This window comes from Aquimarina rhodophyticola, assembly GCF_042434915.1.
Classification (GTDB): Bacteria; Bacteroidota; Bacteroidia; order Flavobacteriales; family Flavobacteriaceae; genus Aquimarina.
In genome coordinates this window covers 2,969,496-2,987,360 of record NZ_CP170198.1, presented here as the reverse complement: position 1 = coordinate 2,987,360, position 17,865 = coordinate 2,969,496, and the positions used below count along the sequence as shown (strand labels likewise).

The window sequence follows — 17,865 nt, the reverse complement described above, 5'->3', positions numbered from 1 at the left end:
GGCCTATGAAAAAGTATATTATCTTACTATTTATATTTGTTATTGCGCAAAATTTCGCTCAAAAGAATAGTAAAGGAATTGTAACATATAGTCAAGTAATTAATAATCCTGACGGAAGTAGGTTTGCCTCTCCGTATAAGCTTTATTTTGATGCTAACAGATCTTTTTTTGAAAGATTAGGAACAGCAAAGCGGATGGACAACGAATTTAATAAAAAGAATAATAGCACTGGACAACAAGTAAGTAGTACAATTTTGAAAACTAATTTACCTCTTAATTATTATTACACAAATACACTAAAAAATATATTGATTTTTAGAGAAAACGTTGTAATGAAAAATTACATTGTAAAAGATAGTATGGAGGTACTCCCATGGAAGTTGCATAAAGATCAAAAAAAAGTTAGCTCCTATACTTGTCAAAAAGCAACAACAGATTATAGAGGCAGGCAATGGACGGTTTGGTTTACCACGGAAATCCCAATCACTCATGGTCCATGGAAATTGAGAGGTTTACCAGGTTTGATTTTGGAAGCTAATGAAGCCAGTGGCAAATATGAATTTATAGCGCATACGATTAGGTTAGATCCTAATGATAAAATTATTAATGATACTTTAAAAATTCCAAACACTACAGATATGCAGGACATGGAAATTTATAAAATGGCGTTAAAAAACAAGGACAAGGACTTGTCTGCTATGGTCTTAGCTACCTTACCTAGAGGAGGAAAAGTACGAAGGGGTTGCGACACCTGCCCGGATAGAAAAAATTTTAATCTGGAGATTTATGAATAAAAAAAAGTGACCTATGAAAAAGTATATTTTCTTACTATTTATATTTGTTATATGGAAAAATTTTGCTCAAAAGAATAGTAAAGGCATTGTTGAGTATGACAATATTATCAATAATTCCAACGGAGTTTCTTTCGCATCACCTTATACATTGTATTTCAATAAGGCAATTACACTCTATACAAAGGTCGGCGAGGTTGCAGAAATAGGAAATGAAGCGGACCAGTCAGCGATTGGGTCTGACGGCAGTGAAATAAAGGTAGAGAAGAATATAATTAAAAGTAGTTCTCCGCCACCATATTACTACACCAATACCAACACAAACGAATTGATTTTTAGAGAGTCTCATGTGCAGAAACTATATGTAATAAAAGATAGTATAGAAATAATCCCTTGGAAATTACATTCAGATACTAAAAAAATAGGAGAATATAACTGTCAAAAAGCAACTACTCAATTTAGAGGTAGGAATTACACAGCTTGGTTTACAACAGAGATTCCAGTCTCTCATGGCCCGTGGAAATTGAGAGGTTTACCAGGTTTAATTATAGAAGCGTATAATGAAAGCGGTAAGTACGAGTTTAGAGCCACTACAATAAACTTGAATCCTAACATTGACGATGTTTATAAAAAGCTAATCAAACCTGATATCACTAAAATACAAGGTATGCAAGTTTATATTAACGCTCTTAAGAGTAAACATGAAGATATTATGTCTAGTATTCTAGCAAGATTACCAAAAGGAGCAAAACTACTTACAGATTGTGAATTTTGCCCTAAACCCGAAGATCGTAGCATAGAAATTTATAAATAGAACTCTAGTATCTTACAATTAATCTTGAAAAGAATAAAACTATCAAATTATTGTCATTGCCTAATGTTCTTACTATTAGGCAATTTTTTATCGGCTCAATCTATTGTATCTGGTGTGGTAACTGATTCTATTGCGCAGCCAATTCCTTCAGCAAATGTCTATCTTAAACGTGTTTCTAATCAAGCGATCATTGCTTTTGCGTATACAAATACCAAAGGTGCATATACCATACAAACCGATGCAATCGATTCGTTATTGATTAGTTTTTCTGCCCTTGGCTATGCTACCCAAGAAGTGCCTATCCTATTAGATAAAAATTCACTACAAGAACACAACGCACAGCTTTTTACCACCTCGTATGCATTAGACGAGGTTGTGATCTCTGCCGAACGTGCGATTACTGAAAAAAAGGACACAATCGTATTTAATGCAGCCTCCTTTAAACAAGGAGAAGAAAGCGTGGTGCAGGATTTACTGAAAAAACTACCCGGAGTGGATGTGAGTGATACAGGAGTGATCAAAGTAGATGGTAAGGAAGTAGAAAAGGTAATGGTCGAAGGGGATGATTTCTTTAAAAAAGGCTACCGATTGTTAACCAAAAACTTAGATGTTAATGCAGTTGATAAAGTAGAAGTTTTGCGGCGCTATTCTGGAAATAGACTACTTCAAGGGATTGAAGAAAGTGAAAAAGTGGCCATCAATCTCAAACTTGATGAAGGATTTAAACGCGATTGGTTCGGGAATCTCTCTCCGGCATACGGAGTAGTGTCAGAGAATCGGTATGATGTGGATGCAACGCTTTCCAGTTTTGGTAAAAAAAATAAATACTTTCTTATCGGAAGTCTTAATAATATTGGCGTGGATGCTTCTGAAGATATACAGGGATTAATAAATCCACAATCTTATACGGAGGAAGTGGGAACTGTGGGAGAAGATCAACGAGTAAATTCATTAATTTCTTTGGACACAGAAGTTCCCGGATTAAAAAAAGAACGCACTAATTTTAATGATGCCGAATTAGTATCGCTTAATACAATTTTTAAAATCAATTCAAAAGTAAACATAAAACTCCTCGGGCTTTTCAATGGCGATGATGCACAGTTTAATAGGAATAGTGAAGATACCTTTGTAGGTAATAGCATATCTTTTACAAATTTAGAAACCTATCAACAGCGTAAGGCGTCTACCATTGGCTTTGGTCGAGCAGAACTCATCTATGATATTTCTAATTCAAAAGTATTAGAGTATGAAGGGAAATATACTATTTCAGATGAAAACTCAAATACCAATGTCATTTTCAATACAGTTCCAAATAGTGAAAACTTATCCACTACCGCTGATTTTCATGATCACAACTTAAAATATAGCTATCGTTTCAAAGTGAATAAGGTATTGCTACTAACTGCAAGATATCTCAATGAAAAGAAGCCTCAATCATATACAAGTGATCGGTTTTTATTTGATGAATTATTTCCTTCTGCAGAAAATGTGGAAGGAGTACTACAATATAATAAAAGCAATTTCTGGTATTCAGGTTTTAAAGCACTTGTCATAGATCGTAAAAAGAATAAGGATGTTTTACATTATAGTATAGGCTACAATGTACGAGAGGATGATCTACAAAGTGATTTTATACTACAGGAGACTACAGGAACGTTTTTTGAACCAGATGCATATAAAAATAGAACAAGTTACACTACTCAGGATCTGTATGTGCATGCAGAATATAGAAAAAAAATCGAAGATTTTGGAGTCACTCTTGATCTCGAAGGACACCAACTATATAACGAATTAGAAACAGTTGATAAAACGCAGCAAGAGACTCCAGCGTTTCTTAACTCAAAATTAAAAATAGACTGGGAAATAAACAAAACAAATAAGTTATTTGGTTTTATTCAAAATTCATCAAGTAATGCTACTATTGGAGAAGTGTATCCCCAGTATGTACAGACTGGATATCAAAATTTTGAGCGAGGTCTGGGCAACTTTAATCAGCAACAAGCAACCCAGATATTTACGGGCTATACTCTTGGTAATTTTGGAGATCGATTTATAGCAAATGTATCATTAGCTTATACCAAGCACCACAATTTCTTAAGTACAGATGCTCAAATCACACAAAATGTGATACAAAGTACAAAATTACGTATTCCGAATCGTGAATTTTATAGTGCCAACGCCAGATTAGAACGCTACATGAAGTTTATTCGAAATAACATCAAAATTAAATTATCGTACTCAAAATCCGAATTTAAAAATAGAGTCAACGGTCTCAATCGAAGCATAGAGAATCAAAATTATCGGTATGGATTTGAGCTGCGATCAGGATTTCGCGGTATTTTCAATTATCATTTTGGTACTACCTGGAACCTTCAGAAAATTTATAGTAATAATAAAAATACAAGAGCACAAAACACTTCATTCCTAGATCTTTATTTTGTGTTGAACCCAAAACTCAACTTGCAATTACAAACAGAACGCTACTATTTTAATAATATTCAAAATGACAAGAACGCCTACTATTTTGCCGATTTAGAATTAAAATATCAACCTGGTAATAGTAACATGAGTTTTATGCTTATTGGTAAGAATTTGTTTAATACAAATACGTATAGAAGCTTCACAGTAACCGACACCTATATATCAACTACGGCATATCGTGTGTTGCCCCGCTACCTGATGTTAAAAGTGAATTTAAAATTTTAACTGCCAAACTCAGTTGGTTTTTTCCTTTGGTATTACTTTTGTTCTTAACTTAAACAAATCATTTAATACCAGTATTATGCAAGCTTTTTTAAGTACCTTAAGTGTTATATTATTGCTGTTCCTAACCACGGAATGCGCTTCAATTAATACCATGGATCAAACATCCCCAATATCGCTTAGCGATGCATATTATCAAGAGCTCTTTCAAAATAAGGAAATAGTTAGTCAGGGATATGCTATTATTTTTCCGTCCAACGAAATCGAAGCAATTACTATCTCACATCTTTATTTTAAAGGAAAAAAGATTGACTTACAATATGATTTAAGTACCAAAGCTTATATTGGCCGATATATGTTTCCTAAAAAAGAAGATTTGGTCATGAGTGCAGATCCTCGAAAAGAATTTGGCAATAAATTACCTGTAATCGAAAAGAAAATTCCTTTTGAATTACAAAAAAATGAAGCAATTTTAGCCTATGAAAAAGATGGAGCTATGCATTTCTATAAAATCACCAACCTTCCTAAAAAAATGTAAAAAAAGGATTTAAAACCATAGCACTGGATAAAAACTGTATTTTTACAGCAATAACCTATAGCTATTGAGTACTTTTCAACGTTTATTTAAGCAAACCTTTGTCTATGGATTGGCTACCGTGTTACCACGAATGCTATCATTCATACTAGTTCCCTTGTATACAGATATTTTACCTGCCGATGAGTATGGTAAAATCTCTTTTGTGTTTTCTTATATTGTTATGTTCAATGTGCTATTAGCATACGGTATGGAAACCGCGTTTTTCAGATTTTTCAATACAGCATCTAATAAGAAACGTGTAACTAGTACATCTACGCTTTCTATAGCTATTAGTTCTTTTGTAATCATAGCGGTAGGTTTTGTTTTTAAAGCTACGATTGCTCTTTGGCTGCAAATCAAACTTGAGTATTTCGAACTTGTACTATGGATTCTTCTTTTGGATGCTTTGGTTATCATTCCTTTTGCATGGCTGCGTGCCACAGAACAGTCGTTGCGCTACGCAATACTCAAAATCGTAAACGTTTTTGTAAACCTTGGTCTTAATATAATCTTACTTCTGTATATATCAGATTTGGCAAATCACTTTTCTATGCTGGAAGTTTTTGTAATAGAAAACTTTGAGATAAACTATATCTTTATTTCAAATCTTATCGCGAGTGCCTTAACCTTGGCAATGTTACTTCCTTTTTATTTCAAAATCAACTATAATTTTGATACAGAACTTTGGAAAAGGATGTTGCGCTACGGTCTACCAATTTTGATCGCTGGCATTGCATTCTCGATTAATGAAACCTTTGACCGGATTTTACTTAAATACTTGCTTCCTGATAACGTTGCCGAAACTGCAATAGGAGTCTATTCGGCTTGCTATAAACTTGCGTTATTTATGACATTGTTTGCCACAGCATTTCGTTTGGGTATTGAACCTTTTTTCTTTAAACATGCGACACACCAAGAGGCTCCAAAAACTTTTGCATTGATAACAAAGTATTTTGTGATATTAGGTTCTCTAATAATGTTAAGTGTAATTGTGTTTTTACCATTACTCAAAATACTAATCGTTAGAGACCCTTCCTATTGGGAAGCTTTAAAAATCGTTCCTTTAATCTTATTTGCTAACTTTTGTTTGGGAATTTATCATAATCTTTCGGTTTGGTATAAAATAACTGACAAGACAAAGTTTGGAGCCTACATTTCCATACTAGGGGCGCTTATCACCATTGTGATTAATTTTATCTTTATACCCACTTTGAGCTATCTGGCTTCTGCAATTGCTACCCTTGTAGCCTATGGTTCAATGATGTTTTTATCTTATTTTTTTGGAAAAAAGTATTATCCGATTCCTTATGATATACCCAGAATTAGCTTTTATCTAGTACTTTCTATAATACTATGTATACTCTCATTTTATATATTCGATAGCAATTACTTTATAACTATCCCATTGTTACTACTGTTTTTAGTAGTTTTGTATGTTTTTGAGTTTAAAGAATTAAAACAGATAATAAAGCAATCGTAGATGAAAATCAAAATAATTAATACCTCAGAAAACAAGATACCCCATTATGAAACCCCATCATCTGCGGGTATGGATCTGAGCGCCAGTATACCACAAGAAATTACATTACAACCCTTAGAACGTACTATTATAAAAACAGGATTGTTTATAGAACTTCCTCATGGGTTTGAGGCTCAAGTTCGCCCGCGTAGTGGATTAGCTGCAAAACACGGTATAACAGTGCTTAATGCACCAGGAACTGTTGATGCAGATTATCGTGGTGAGATTGGTGTTATCTTGGTGAACTTATCTAACGAAGCCTACACTATAACCCCAGGCGCACGCGTAGCTCAGTTAGTAATAGCAAAACATGAACGTGCAGAATGGCAGGAGGTGAGTACACTATCCAGTAGTGAGCGTGGTGCGGGTGGCTTTGGTAGTACTGGAAAACAATAAATTAAATTAATTTTAAAATATAAGTAACATATGAAAATCATCGTACCCATGGCAGGACGAGGCTCTAGATTACGTCCACATACCTTAACAGTTCCAAAACCGCTAATTCCCGTTGCCGGAAAACCGATCGTACATCGCTTGGTGTCTGATATTGCTAAAGTTTTAGGAGAACCTATTGAGGAGATAGCATTTGTCTTGGGAGACCCCGCTTTTTTTGGGAAGGATGTAGAGGAAAGCTTAACAGCGCTGGCTGAAGGTCTGGGAGCAAAAGCGTCAATTTACAGACAAGATCAGCCCTTGGGTACAGGACATGCAATTATGTGTGCCAAAGAATCGCTTTCGGGACCTGCTGTGATAGCGTATGCAGATACATTAATTCGTGCTGATTTTAATCTAGATAAATCAGCAGATTCTGTAATATGGGTAAAACAGGTAGATCAACCAGAGGCATACGGTGTTGTTAAATTAAATGATAGCCAAGAAATTGTCGAACTTGTTGAGAAACCCAAAGCGTTTGTTTCTGATTTGGCCGTTATCGGTATTTATTATTTCAAAGATGTTGCAGTACTCAAAAATGAACTGCAATACGTACTTGATAATAATATCATAAATGGTGGTGAATATCAAATAAATGATGGAATCAAAAGGATGATGAGTAGTGGCAAGAAATTTGTTACGGGTCAAGTAGACGAATGGATGGATTGCGGTAATAAAGAAGTAACCGTAGAGACCAACACGCGTATGTTAGGTTTTTTAAAAAATGATGGTGAGGATTTGGTTAGCAAAACCCTTAGTGAAGAGAATTCAAAAATTATTGAGCCTTGTTATATTGGCAAAAATGTGATTCTCAAAAATGCCACTATTGGTCCAAACGTAAGTATTGGTGATAGTTGTGTAATACAAGATTCAATAATTAAAAATAGCTTGATTCAAACAGAAACTCATATTAAAAATGCTACCTTAGATGAAGCTATGATTGGTAACAAAGTTCGTTTTGATGGCAAATTTACCAAAATTAGTATAGGAGACTATTCTGTCTTAGAGTAGAGAGAATAAAAAACATTCAAAATACGTTAAATATAAATGAGCAATGCTTTTACATATAGGTTACTTGTACTTTTCTTAGTAACTTCTATGCTGTACGTCAAAGCGCAAGAAATTGAACCTCAGCAAGAAGTAAATATTGATGATCTTGGCAATGTTTCAGACGAATTTCAAGAACTTTTTTTTGAAGCACTGACGCAAAAAGGTATCGAAAATTATGAAAAAGCAATAGATGCCCTTCAAAAGTGTATTGCAATAGATGGTACTGTTGATATATTGTATTTTGAACTTGCAAAAAATTATCTTGCCCTAAAGCAATATGAATTAGCGAAGGATAACTTTCAAATAACATTAAAAAACACCCCAAATGATCGGTATGTTTTAGAATATTTATTCGAAGTGTATTTTGCTTTGCATGATTACAAAGCATCAATTGATACTGTAAAAAAGCTCGTGGATTTTGACAGTATTTATAAGGAGCAATTGGTAAATCTATATTATCTCGAACATCAATATGACGAAGCATTACGCATTTTGGATGAGGTTGTTGATGAGTATGGTGACGATCAGTATCGTAAAACGTTAAGAAAACGTATTACCTTAAAACTGGATAATCCTGCTGTCCAAATTGCTCGCTTAGAAGAGAAACGTAAAACCGAACCCAAAAACGAACAGGTTTATATCAATTTAATCTTTTTATATAGTCAAACCAAGCAAGATGCAAAAGCATTTGAAGTAGCAAAGTTGTTGTTGACAGAAGTGCCAAAATCAGAAGTGGCACATTTGGCACTGTATAAATTCTATCTGGATGCAAACAAAACCGATTTGGCGGTGATATCAATGAAAAAAACGCTGCAAAGCAGTAAGATTGATAAAGATTCAAAATATAAAGTCATAAGTGATTTTATGACTTTTGTTGAAACTAATACCGAATATGAAAAGCAACTCGTAGAAATCATTAATACTTTTTCTGAAAATGAAAATGCGGCAGTTATATTTAATGAAATAGGGAATTTTTACTACAAAAGAGGCAATAAAGAACTAGCACTCAATTATTACGAAAGAGGACTCGGCGACAGTATAACCGATATAATTCTAATCAAACGTATGCTAGAACTACAGATCGAATTAGGTAGATTCGAAAAGGCCAGAGTAGGTAGTGAATTAGCCTTAGAATTTTTTCCAACACAACCCGATATATATCTTCTGCATGCACGGGCTTTGATCGCTTTAAAGTCTTACGATGAGGCTATTGAAACCTTGGAGGTAGGACTAGATTATATTTTGGATGACATTACGGTCGAGGCAAATTTTTATACGATCATCAGTAACGCATACAAACAGCTGGGTGATAATACTAAAGCGAATGAATTTCAGGAGAAAGCAGTTAGACTCCAAAATAAATCTTAGACAAAACAATGATCCGATTTCTTTCTTTTTTATGTATAGTATTGATTATAACAAGTTCTTGCAAAAGTACAGCAGGTATGGATGGTGGGACTGTCAAACGATTAAAATCGAAAAAAGTAATTGACAATCATTATAACAGCACGTTTAATTTTAATACGTTGAATGCTAGGGTAAAAATTAATTACAAAGATGATAAACAATCGGTGAGTCCTAACGTTACTTTGCGAATGGAGAGGGATAAGAAAATATGGTTATCTGCAAAAATTCTTGGGATTACATTAGCCAAGGCTTTGATAACACCCAACCGAGTTCAGTACTATGAAAAAATAAATGGCACTTATTTTGACGGAAATTTTAAGATGTTAAGTAAATGGTTAGGTACAGAACTCGATTATGATAAAGTACAACAACTTTTGTTAGGGCAATCCTTGTTCGACTTGTCAAAAGATACTTATGAAGTTACAGTCGTAGATCAAGGATATCAATTAAAACCCAAAAAAGAGTTAGCGCTGTTTAATAGATTATTCTTGATAGCACCAGAAAACTTTAAAATGAAACTCCAATTATTAGCCCAACCGCTAGAAAAAAGATCTTTAAGTGTGTTATACAACACATATCAAACGGTTGGTGGTCAAGATTTTCCTAAAGAAATTGTAATCAAAGCTTCTCAAGATCAAGAGCAAACACTAATCAAGTTAGATTATCGCTCGGTAGATTATAACGCAAATGTGAGTTTTCCATTTTCAATTCCTACGGGGTATGAAGAAGTTACAGTAGAATGAAAAGTAGCAAAAACATAATTTTACTAATGCTGTTTCTATGGTGTACTGTTGGTTATACACAATCTTCTAGGCAGCAACAATTAGAAGAACAACGACAACAACTACGCCAGGAAATAGAGCAGATGAAAAAGCTGCGGTCGGACACCAAAATGAAAGAACGTTCTTTGTTAGATCAAGTAGAAGCTATTAATGCGCAAATAAGGACACGTCAAAATCTTGTGCGTATCACAAATCAACAAGCCAATTTATTGACAAGAGAGATTAATGTAAATTTTAAAAAATTAGACGCTTTTAGGAAAGAGTTGCAGCTTCTTAAAGAGGATTATGCAAAAATGATTTCAAAATCTTATAAAAGTAACTCTCGTCAAAGTAGAATTATGTTTCTTTTGTCTTCTTCCAATTTTACGCAAGCATATAAACGGCTTCAGTATATGAAACAATACAATAAGCATCGCAAAGAGCAAGCAGATAATATTGTAATGCAAACCGAAGCACTCAAAGAACTTAATAAAGATCTAGCTAATCAGAAAAAATCTAAAGAACTTTTGGTAGCTGAGAACCGTAAGGAACAAGAAAAGTTACTTGCCGAAAAAAAGCAACAACAAGAATTAATGACCACCATTCGAAAGAAATCGGGAGTCTATTCAAAGCAAATTAAGAAAAAAGAACAACAGGCAAGTGCGATTGATAAGGCAATCGAAAAGTTAATTAGAGCTGCAATAGCCAAGGCCAATAAGAAAGCAGGTAAAAAAGTTACGAATAAAGGTTCGGCTACTACCTTTGCTCTAACCGCAGAGGCTAAATTGGTTGCAGATAATTTTACTGCAAACCGAGGTAAATTACCTTGGCCAGTTGGGACTGGTAGAGTTACCAAGAAATTTGGCCCGCAACCACACCCAACCCTTCCTAATATTAAAATTAATAGTAGCGGTGTCGAAATTGAAACCCGTGCAGGCGAACGCGCAAGAGCAATTTTTGAGGGTGAAGTTATAGCTATCCAAAAGCTGCGTGGTGCGAGTAGATTAGTACAAATTAGGCATGGTAACTTTATTACTACGTATTATAATATTGAAAATATTACTGTAAAAGAAGGAGATCAAGTACGTACAAAACAAGAAATAGGAGAGGTTCGAGTAAATCCTTCTACTGGGAGAGCTATTATGAAGTTTTTAATTTATCAAAACGCCAAACGACTTAACCCGCAACATTGGATATATAGAATGTGATGAATATAGTGCCGAAAATACGAGAGCTAGAAGAAAGGTATTTGCTAGGTCGTTCTTTGCAAATTACTACGGGTAGTCCAGAGCTTCAAAAACACTGGAAAAGTTTTATTACAGATTTGGTACGACATTTTGGTGAAAAACCTTCAGAATTTTATGCTGTTCATGAGTATGATACTGGGTTTTCTGGAATAGGAGTTTATACAACCTGGGCTACCATACCGTATGTCAAAAATCTTAGTGGATTGAAGGATATGAATAAGGTTAAAATAGAAAAAGGAGTCTATGCGATATTTACACATCATGGACCAACGAGCACTTTCTACAAGACCTTAAATTATATTCATAACGATTGGTTACCAAAATCGGGATATAGTATTAATCAGAGAAAACATTTTGAATATATGGGTAAAGAATATCTAGGCCCAGAGAACCCTTTATCAAAAGAACTTATATACATTCCCGTTAAAAAAATGTAGTAAAATGTTTAAGTCTATACAAATAAGGCTTTAAGCTCGGTAGCATCGTGAGGTTTCATCTTACCTGCTAAAACCAAACTTAGTTGTTTTCTACGCAATGCTGCATCAAAACGTTCTTTCTCTATTTCTGTTTGTGGTAATACAGGGGGTACAGGAACTGGAGTTCCACTTTCGTTAACTGCTACAAAGGTGTATATAGCTTCGTTGGCTTTGGTTTTATCACCACTTTGACGATCTTCTACCCAAACGTCAATAATAACTTCCATAGAGCTTTTAAATGCACGAGAAACTTTAGCTTCTACAGTAACCACACTACCCAAAGGAATGCTCTTATTAAATGCGACATGATTTACAGAAGCGGTCACAACCAATCTTCTAGAATGTCTCCCAGCAGCAATACCAGCAGCTCTATCCATACGAGCTAGTAGTTCTCCTCCAAAAAGATTGTTTAGGCCATTCGTTTCTCCTGGCAGTACGAGATCGGTTAATATTGTAAGTGATTCTGAAGGGTGTCTAGCTTCCATAATTAGCATTTAATTTAAGCAAAGATACTCAGCATAGTTTTAATTTCTCCCATTCTAGTTTAAGATTTGAAAGGAACACCCAGAAATACCATTGTCATAAATCTATCAAATTGAGGCAAATATTAATAAGTAGCACTATCTTGAATTATAAGAGTAACGTTGGTCGCAAAAAACAAAACGATTTTATGCGAAAACCATTAATTATCGATCCAGATTAAATTATGAATACTTTAAGAAAAATGCGACCTATAGTTCCTGTACAAGCAACCAAGCTCTACGATCTTGTTTATTTTTTATCGCTTGTAATGCTTGCAATGCTTCTAGTCGATTAGAATAACTACTGTATACTACTTGATGTAAACCGTATTTATTTTTTCCGATAAGTCTAGATTTGAAACCTTTGGCTTTTAAACGCTTCATTTTTTTCTGAGCATTTGCTTCAATTCTAAACGCACCTGCAATAATATGGTATTTACCAAATATAGCCGAGGCTTCTTTTATATCCTCGTGCGCTTTTGTAATATTTAGATTGATAGCAGGTAATGGGTTCGAAATTTCAAAAGTTGCCTCCTGTATCATACTATCGATATCCTTGGCAGCTTCTTGACGTTGTGTGTAATTATATGCTTCTACAGAGCTATTATGATACGATAGGCCTAAGTATCCAGTTATACCAAATATTCCTATAACAGCAGCAGCAGTTGCTGCATAATTTAAGTAGGTACGTTGAGCTCTTTTCTCTGGCGTAAATGCAATAGGAGTTTTAGCTTCTATTGTTTCTGTTTCATGCTTATAAACCTCACGAGAAACAGAAATGTCTCTATCAATTTGGGAAGAAACAAAAGAGGGAAGACCAAAAGCTTCGGTAAGGTAATTCTGCTCAGCAGTTGGCTCAAATTGCAAAGTGTTTTCGACAGAACGAAATAAATGTCCAATAGATAAGAGTGACACTCGCTTTCCTTGATTAAGTTCTGAATTTAACGACGCCACAAAGTGTTGAATTACACTCAAAGCCTCTGTATATGAAATTTTTTCGGCCGAAGCTATATAGTTTGCAAAAAGACCATCGTTGTTTTGTAATTGACTATTGAATGATATTGTTTTTTTAGGAGGTACAAAAGTGTTCGTAGTACTATTAATTTTAGCGGACTCTCGACGTGTTAAAAAAGCTCCGAATCCTGGAATAATCACACATTCATATCTATATAATAACTCACTAATATACTTTGAGATGTTCATTTACCCTTTATAAATTATAATATCAACAATACATAAAATTTTGTAGTTGATTTTTAGTACAACCTTACTTATACATCGACTTGAATTTCAAAAAAAATCGATCTTTTCAAAGGTAAATAAAATTGTGAGTTGTTAAAAAGTAGAAGGTGAAATTTTATCAACAGATTTATATTTTTTGTTACTTGTACTGACTTAGACCAACTTACATGAACGATACAGAAAAATTAGCACTACTTACCCTGAAAAAGGTACCAAATCTTGGCGATAGTTCTATAAAAAAAATGATAAGAACCATTGGTTCTGCCGACGAAGTTCTCAAAGAAAAGAAAGCAAATCTTTTGAAAATTGATGGAATCGGAACCACCAAAGTAAAAGACATACATGACGTAAAATGTTATCGCGCTGCAGAGAATGAGCTTAGTTTTGTAGAAAAAAATAATATTCAGTTAATAACATATCTTGATGATGATTATCCTGATAAATTAAAACATTGTATAGATGGTCCTGTAATTTTATTTGGAAGAGGCGCAATTGACTTAAAATCAAAAAAACTTCTGAGTATTGTTGGTACTCGTAAAGTTACGAATTATGGGATTTCATTTTGTGAAGAATTGGTAGAAACATTAGCTCCTTTGGATCCTGTAATCGTCTCTGGTTTTGCGTATGGTGTCGATATTACAGCACAGCGAGCTGCTATAAAACATGGTTTACAGACAATAGGCTGCCTAGCTCATGGTTTAAATCAAATGTATCCAAAAACACATACCAAATACATTGATCAGGTCGAAGCAAATGGCGGTTTTTATACAGATTTTTGGAGTACTGATGTTTTTGATCGAAATAACTTTTTGAGTAGAAATAGAATTATTGCTGGTATCAGTGAGGCTACCCTTGTAATAGAGAGTGCAGATAAGGGAGGTTCTTTAGTGACAGCAGAAATAGCAAACTCGTATAATCGCGATGTGTTTGCGGTACCTGGGAGAACTACGGATATGTTGAGTAAGGGCTGCAATACTTTAATAAAAACACAACGCGCTCATATGCTTACCTCTCCCGCGGATTTAATATATATGTTAAATTGGGACCTTAAGGAAAAGAGTCCGAGAGTGACTCAAAAAAAAATGTTCATTACTTTGGAAGGTGAAGAAAAACACATTTACAATTTTTTAAATCATAATGGCAAAACTCTCTTAGATACAATTGCGCTCGAGTGTGGTATACCAACGTACAAATTAGCTTCTCATTTACTCTCGATGGAACTTAAAGGTGTGGTTAAACCCTTACCTGGAAAACTATTTGAAGCTGTATAAAAAAGCATGCTCTCCATGGATCTTACCATTTGCCCTAAAACATGATTAAAGCACTCCAGCCACTATTTTTAATCGTATAACTTTTTTTATTGAAGTTTCAATTTGATCCTTATAATCTGGATCTTTTTCTATTTCATTTTGAATTGCGGCTATAGTCTTTTCCTCATCTTGTGGCATAAGTATTAAATCGCATCCTGCTTTTGACGCTAGTAAAGGGGCATTATCTAAGATAGTCACAGCCTTCATAATATTGAGAGCATCAGAAATAATAATTCCCTCAAATCCCATTTCTTCTCTTAATAAACCCGTTACAATTTTTCTTGAACAACTAGCGGGCAAACCATTTGTATTATACTTTTCATTATTTTTAATAGTAATATGAGCAATCATTATAGAGAGTACACCATTTGCTATAATTTTTTCATAATTACTAACTTCCTGCAAGGGACCATCGATATATACGCTCTGTTTATGTGTGTCACCCGATACTAATCCATGCCCTGGAAAATGCTTAGCAGTTGCAATTATCCCTCCTTCTTGTGATTTTTCTATAAACCTGTTAGCTAGTTTAACAACTTGGTTTTTATCACTACCATAACTTCTGGATTTGATCGCTTCGTTAGCGGTACTTACATCCAAAACAGGTGCATAATTATGATGGACACCTATTGCTTTTAATTCGCTGTTGATGACTGCTACAACTTCGTCTGATTGCGCTTCGGTTTTAATATCTATCGTTTTACCCACATTTTTTGCCCCTTTTATTCGACTACTTAACAAACTAGGCTCAGCATCCATACTATATAAAAGAGATGGTATACCATGCGCTGTTGTAAGCTTGTTTAAAGCTTGTATATGTTCTGTATGATTGGCCTTGGTACCTTTCAAAAAAACAACTCCGCCAATCGCTCCTTTTTGCGCTAAGTCATTTACTACCGATTGGGGTTTTCCTAGTTCTCCAGCAGATGTGATAATCATTTGTGCGATACGTTGTTTCTCTGATAAGGATGTATATACCGAATCAACTTTTTGGTCAAGTGCAATGGAGTTTCCATAAAAATCCTGTAGTGTATATACAGGGGATTGCGAATATCCAAGAAAGATATTGGTAAGAAAAAAAATAAGGAGGCTTAGTGATTTCATTTAAACGTTGTTTTGAAAAGATTTGTAGCAATAGTTATACCGCTTTTTTTACGATGGGAATGTCGGGTAGTTGCCCCCACTCAGTCCATGAACCATCATATAACGATGAATTTGTGTGTCCTGCGCATTCAAATGCAAACATTAGGATACAGGCTGTAATACCAGAGCCACAGGTAAAAATTGTATGCTTTTGATCACTCTTAAAAGTATGGACTAGCTTCGCTAATTCAGCTTGGTAAATGAGCTTTCCATCTTTAATAAGTTTTGTATATGGGATGTTAACAGAAGACGGGATGTGCCCTCCTTTTATATCATTTCTTGGCTCTGGCGTTACTCCCGTAAATCGATCATAAGAACGGGCATCAATGATTATATAATTTGAGTCTTTGATTGCTTTTAATACTTGATCAGCAGTAACTACTAATTCTGGTTTAAAATTAGTTTTAAAATCACCTTGCTTCTTAGGGAACGATCGATAACTATTTTTTGTTAATAGTCCACTCTCAATCCAAGCAGGCAAGCCACCATCCAAAATGGATACATTAGTAAATCCCATTAGTTTAAATAAAAACCAAGCTCGTGGACTTGAATAGATACCTTTATCATCATACAATACTATTTTACTATTATTAGCAATACCCAAGACCCTACAAGCAGACTCAAAATCTTCAGGCGAGGGAATAGTGTTTGGTAAGACAGCTGATTGATTAGAAAACACTTTTTTTAAATCAAAAAACAAAGCGTTCGGGATAGTCTTCAAATGTAACCGCTCCTTTTCTGAAGTAGATATGCTAGGGATACTGGCATCCAAAATTATAAGGTTAGGATCATCCATGTGTTGTGACAACCAAGTGATATCTATTAAAGAAGGAAGGGGTTGACTTGATATCATACTAATTATAGGCTTTATTTAATCTAAACGTTCAGCTAATTTTTTAAAAATCTTTTTAGGCTCTTTATGATTGTATAAGATAGCGTAAACAGCATCGATTATTGGAGTTTTAGCTCCTTTTTCAGAATTTATTTCATAAGCACTTTTGGTAGCATAATAGCCTTCGGCCACCATACTCATTTCCATTTGAGCACTTTTAACGGTATATCCTTTACCAATCATATTACCAAACATTCTATTTCTCGAAAAGACGGAGTATCCTGTAACCAATAAATCCCCCAGATATGCAGAGTTATTGATATTACGCTTCATCTTATGAACTTTTTTAATGAATCGTTTCATTTCCCGAATAGCGTTACTCATTAAAACACTTTGAAAATTATCTCCATAACCTAGTCCATGAGCTATTCCTGCCGCAATAGCATAAATATTTTTGAGCATGGCTGCATATTCTGTACCTATAATATCATCACTTATCTTGCAACTTATGTATTCGCTACTCAAATGATCAGCTACTATTTTAGCTTTTTCATCATCATTACAAGCGATGGTTAGATAAGATAGACGTTCTAGGGCAACTTCTTCTGCATGACAAGGTCCAGTAATTACGCCAATATTTTCTAATGGAATATCATAAATCTCATTAAAATATTCTCCAACAATAAGTCCAGTTTCTGGGACAATACCTTTAATAGCCGAGAAAATAATTTTGTCTTTTAGCGATACATTCAATTTTTTTAATTCGGTATGTAAAAATGCCGAGGGTATTGCAAATATGATGTAATCGGCCTCTTCTACGGCTTCATTAATATTGTCGGTTAGTTTAAGTTGTTCGTTTTTAAATTCAACAGAACTTAAATAACTTGGGTTATGTTGTTGTCGTTTTAGATGTTCAATTGCATAAACGCTGCGCATATACCATCCTACAACTTCAACATTTTCGGTTAGCATTTTGACAATAGCAGTCGCCCAACTACCACCACCTATTACTGCAAATTTTGGTTTATTTTTCAAGGGGT

General features: G+C 34.5%; 17 protein-coding genes. 12 read left to right on the top strand and 5 right to left on the bottom strand.

Features of this window, described 5'->3' with window-relative positions; genetic code table 11:
* The first annotated feature begins 5 nt into the window (after positions 1-5).
* The 11 genes from ACE939_RS12940 to ACE939_RS12890 all read left to right on the top strand — a co-directional run bounded on the left by ACE939_RS12940 (position 6) and on the right by ACE939_RS12890 (position 11,738).
* Positions 6-794 (top strand): GLPGLI family protein, encoded by a 789-nt coding sequence (locus ACE939_RS12940; RefSeq protein WP_378186012.1) that lies wholly within the window; start codon positions 6-8, stop codon positions 792-794.
* 13 nt (positions 795-807) lie between these two features.
* Entirely contained in the window at positions 808-1,605 is a 798-nt protein-coding gene (locus tag ACE939_RS12935; RefSeq protein ID WP_378186011.1) for a GLPGLI family protein, read from the top strand.
* A 63-nt stretch (positions 1,606-1,668) separates the two neighbouring features.
* On the top strand, positions 1,669-4,311 hold the full coding sequence (locus ACE939_RS12930) for a carboxypeptidase-like regulatory domain-containing protein (RefSeq protein WP_378186010.1): 2,643 nt from the start codon (positions 1,669-1,671) through the stop codon (positions 4,309-4,311).
* Positions 4,312-4,462: 151 nt separating this feature from the next.
* On the top strand, positions 4,463-4,846 hold the full coding sequence (locus ACE939_RS12925) for a hypothetical protein (RefSeq protein ID WP_378186009.1): 384 nt from the start codon (positions 4,463-4,465) through the stop codon (positions 4,844-4,846).
* Between the two features lie 64 nt (positions 4,847-4,910).
* On the top strand, positions 4,911-6,365 hold the full coding sequence (locus tag ACE939_RS12920; RefSeq protein WP_378186008.1) for a lipopolysaccharide biosynthesis protein: 1,455 nt from the start codon (positions 4,911-4,913) through the stop codon (positions 6,363-6,365).
* A complete protein-coding gene (gene dut / locus ACE939_RS12915; RefSeq protein WP_378186007.1) occupies positions 6,366-6,800 on the top strand; it encodes a dUTP diphosphatase in 435 nt (144 codons plus the stop codon).
* A 30-nt stretch (positions 6,801-6,830) separates the two neighbouring features.
* Positions 6,831-7,847, top strand: a complete 1,017-nt coding sequence (locus tag ACE939_RS12910; protein ID WP_378186006.1) for a sugar phosphate nucleotidyltransferase — start codon at positions 6,831-6,833, stop codon at positions 7,845-7,847.
* A gap of 87 nt (positions 7,848-7,934) precedes the next feature.
* Positions 7,935-9,254 carry a tetratricopeptide repeat protein gene (locus ACE939_RS12905; protein ID WP_378186005.1) on the top strand — a complete coding sequence of 440 codons (1,320 nt, stop codon included), beginning with the start codon at positions 7,935-7,937 and terminating at the stop codon, positions 9,252-9,254.
* Between the two features lie 8 nt (positions 9,255-9,262).
* On the top strand, positions 9,263-10,036 hold the full coding sequence (locus tag ACE939_RS12900; protein ID WP_378186004.1) for a DUF4292 domain-containing protein: 774 nt from the start codon (positions 9,263-9,265) through the stop codon (positions 10,034-10,036).
* On the top strand, positions 10,033-11,262 hold the full coding sequence (locus tag ACE939_RS12895; RefSeq protein WP_378186003.1) for a murein hydrolase activator EnvC family protein: 1,230 nt from the start codon (positions 10,033-10,035) through the stop codon (positions 11,260-11,262). The genes ACE939_RS12900 and ACE939_RS12895 overlap by 4 nt, the downstream gene beginning before the upstream one ends.
* Positions 11,262-11,738 (top strand): GyrI-like domain-containing protein, encoded by a 477-nt coding sequence (locus tag ACE939_RS12890; RefSeq protein WP_378186002.1) that lies wholly within the window; start codon positions 11,262-11,264, stop codon positions 11,736-11,738. The genes ACE939_RS12895 and ACE939_RS12890 overlap by 1 nt, the downstream gene beginning before the upstream one ends.
* 14 nt (positions 11,739-11,752) lie before the next feature.
* Here the strand turns inward: ACE939_RS12890 and ACE939_RS12885 are convergent, their stop codons facing one another.
* Together ACE939_RS12885 and ACE939_RS12880 are read right to left on the bottom strand one after the other, a co-directional pair.
* Positions 11,753-12,262 carry an acyl-CoA thioesterase gene (locus ACE939_RS12885; RefSeq protein WP_378186001.1) on the bottom strand — a complete coding sequence of 170 codons (510 nt, stop codon included), beginning with the start codon at positions 12,260-12,262 and terminating at the stop codon, positions 11,753-11,755.
* A 246-nt stretch (positions 12,263-12,508) separates the two neighbouring features.
* The gene (locus ACE939_RS12880; RefSeq protein ID WP_378186000.1) at positions 12,509-13,501 is read right to left on the bottom strand and encodes an SPOR domain-containing protein; all 993 of its coding nucleotides are present in this window, start codon (positions 13,499-13,501) and stop codon (positions 12,509-12,511) included.
* Between the two features lie 206 nt (positions 13,502-13,707).
* On the opposite strand from ACE939_RS12880, the gene dprA reads away from it, so the two are divergent.
* A complete protein-coding gene (gene dprA / locus ACE939_RS12875) occupies positions 13,708-14,811 on the top strand; it encodes a DNA-processing protein DprA (RefSeq protein WP_378185999.1) in 1,104 nt (367 codons plus the stop codon).
* A gap of 45 nt (positions 14,812-14,856) precedes the next feature.
* Here dprA and ACE939_RS12870 read toward each other — a convergent pair whose 3' ends face one another.
* The 3 genes from ACE939_RS12870 to ACE939_RS12860 are packed head-to-tail and all read right to left on the bottom strand — an operon-like array spanning position 14,857 to position 17,860.
* The gene (locus ACE939_RS12870; RefSeq protein WP_378185998.1) at positions 14,857-15,954 is read right to left on the bottom strand and encodes a glycoside hydrolase family 3 N-terminal domain-containing protein; all 1,098 of its coding nucleotides are present in this window, start codon (positions 15,952-15,954) and stop codon (positions 14,857-14,859) included.
* A 34-nt stretch (positions 15,955-15,988) separates the two neighbouring features.
* Complete coding sequence (locus tag ACE939_RS12865) at positions 15,989-16,846, bottom strand: sulfurtransferase (RefSeq protein WP_378185997.1); 858 nt, start codon at positions 16,844-16,846, stop codon at positions 15,989-15,991.
* A gap of 18 nt (positions 16,847-16,864) precedes the next feature.
* Entirely contained in the window at positions 16,865-17,860 is a 996-nt protein-coding gene (locus ACE939_RS12860) for an NAD(P)H-dependent glycerol-3-phosphate dehydrogenase (protein ID WP_378185996.1), read from the bottom strand.
* Between the last annotated feature and the right edge of the window lie 5 nt (positions 17,861-17,865).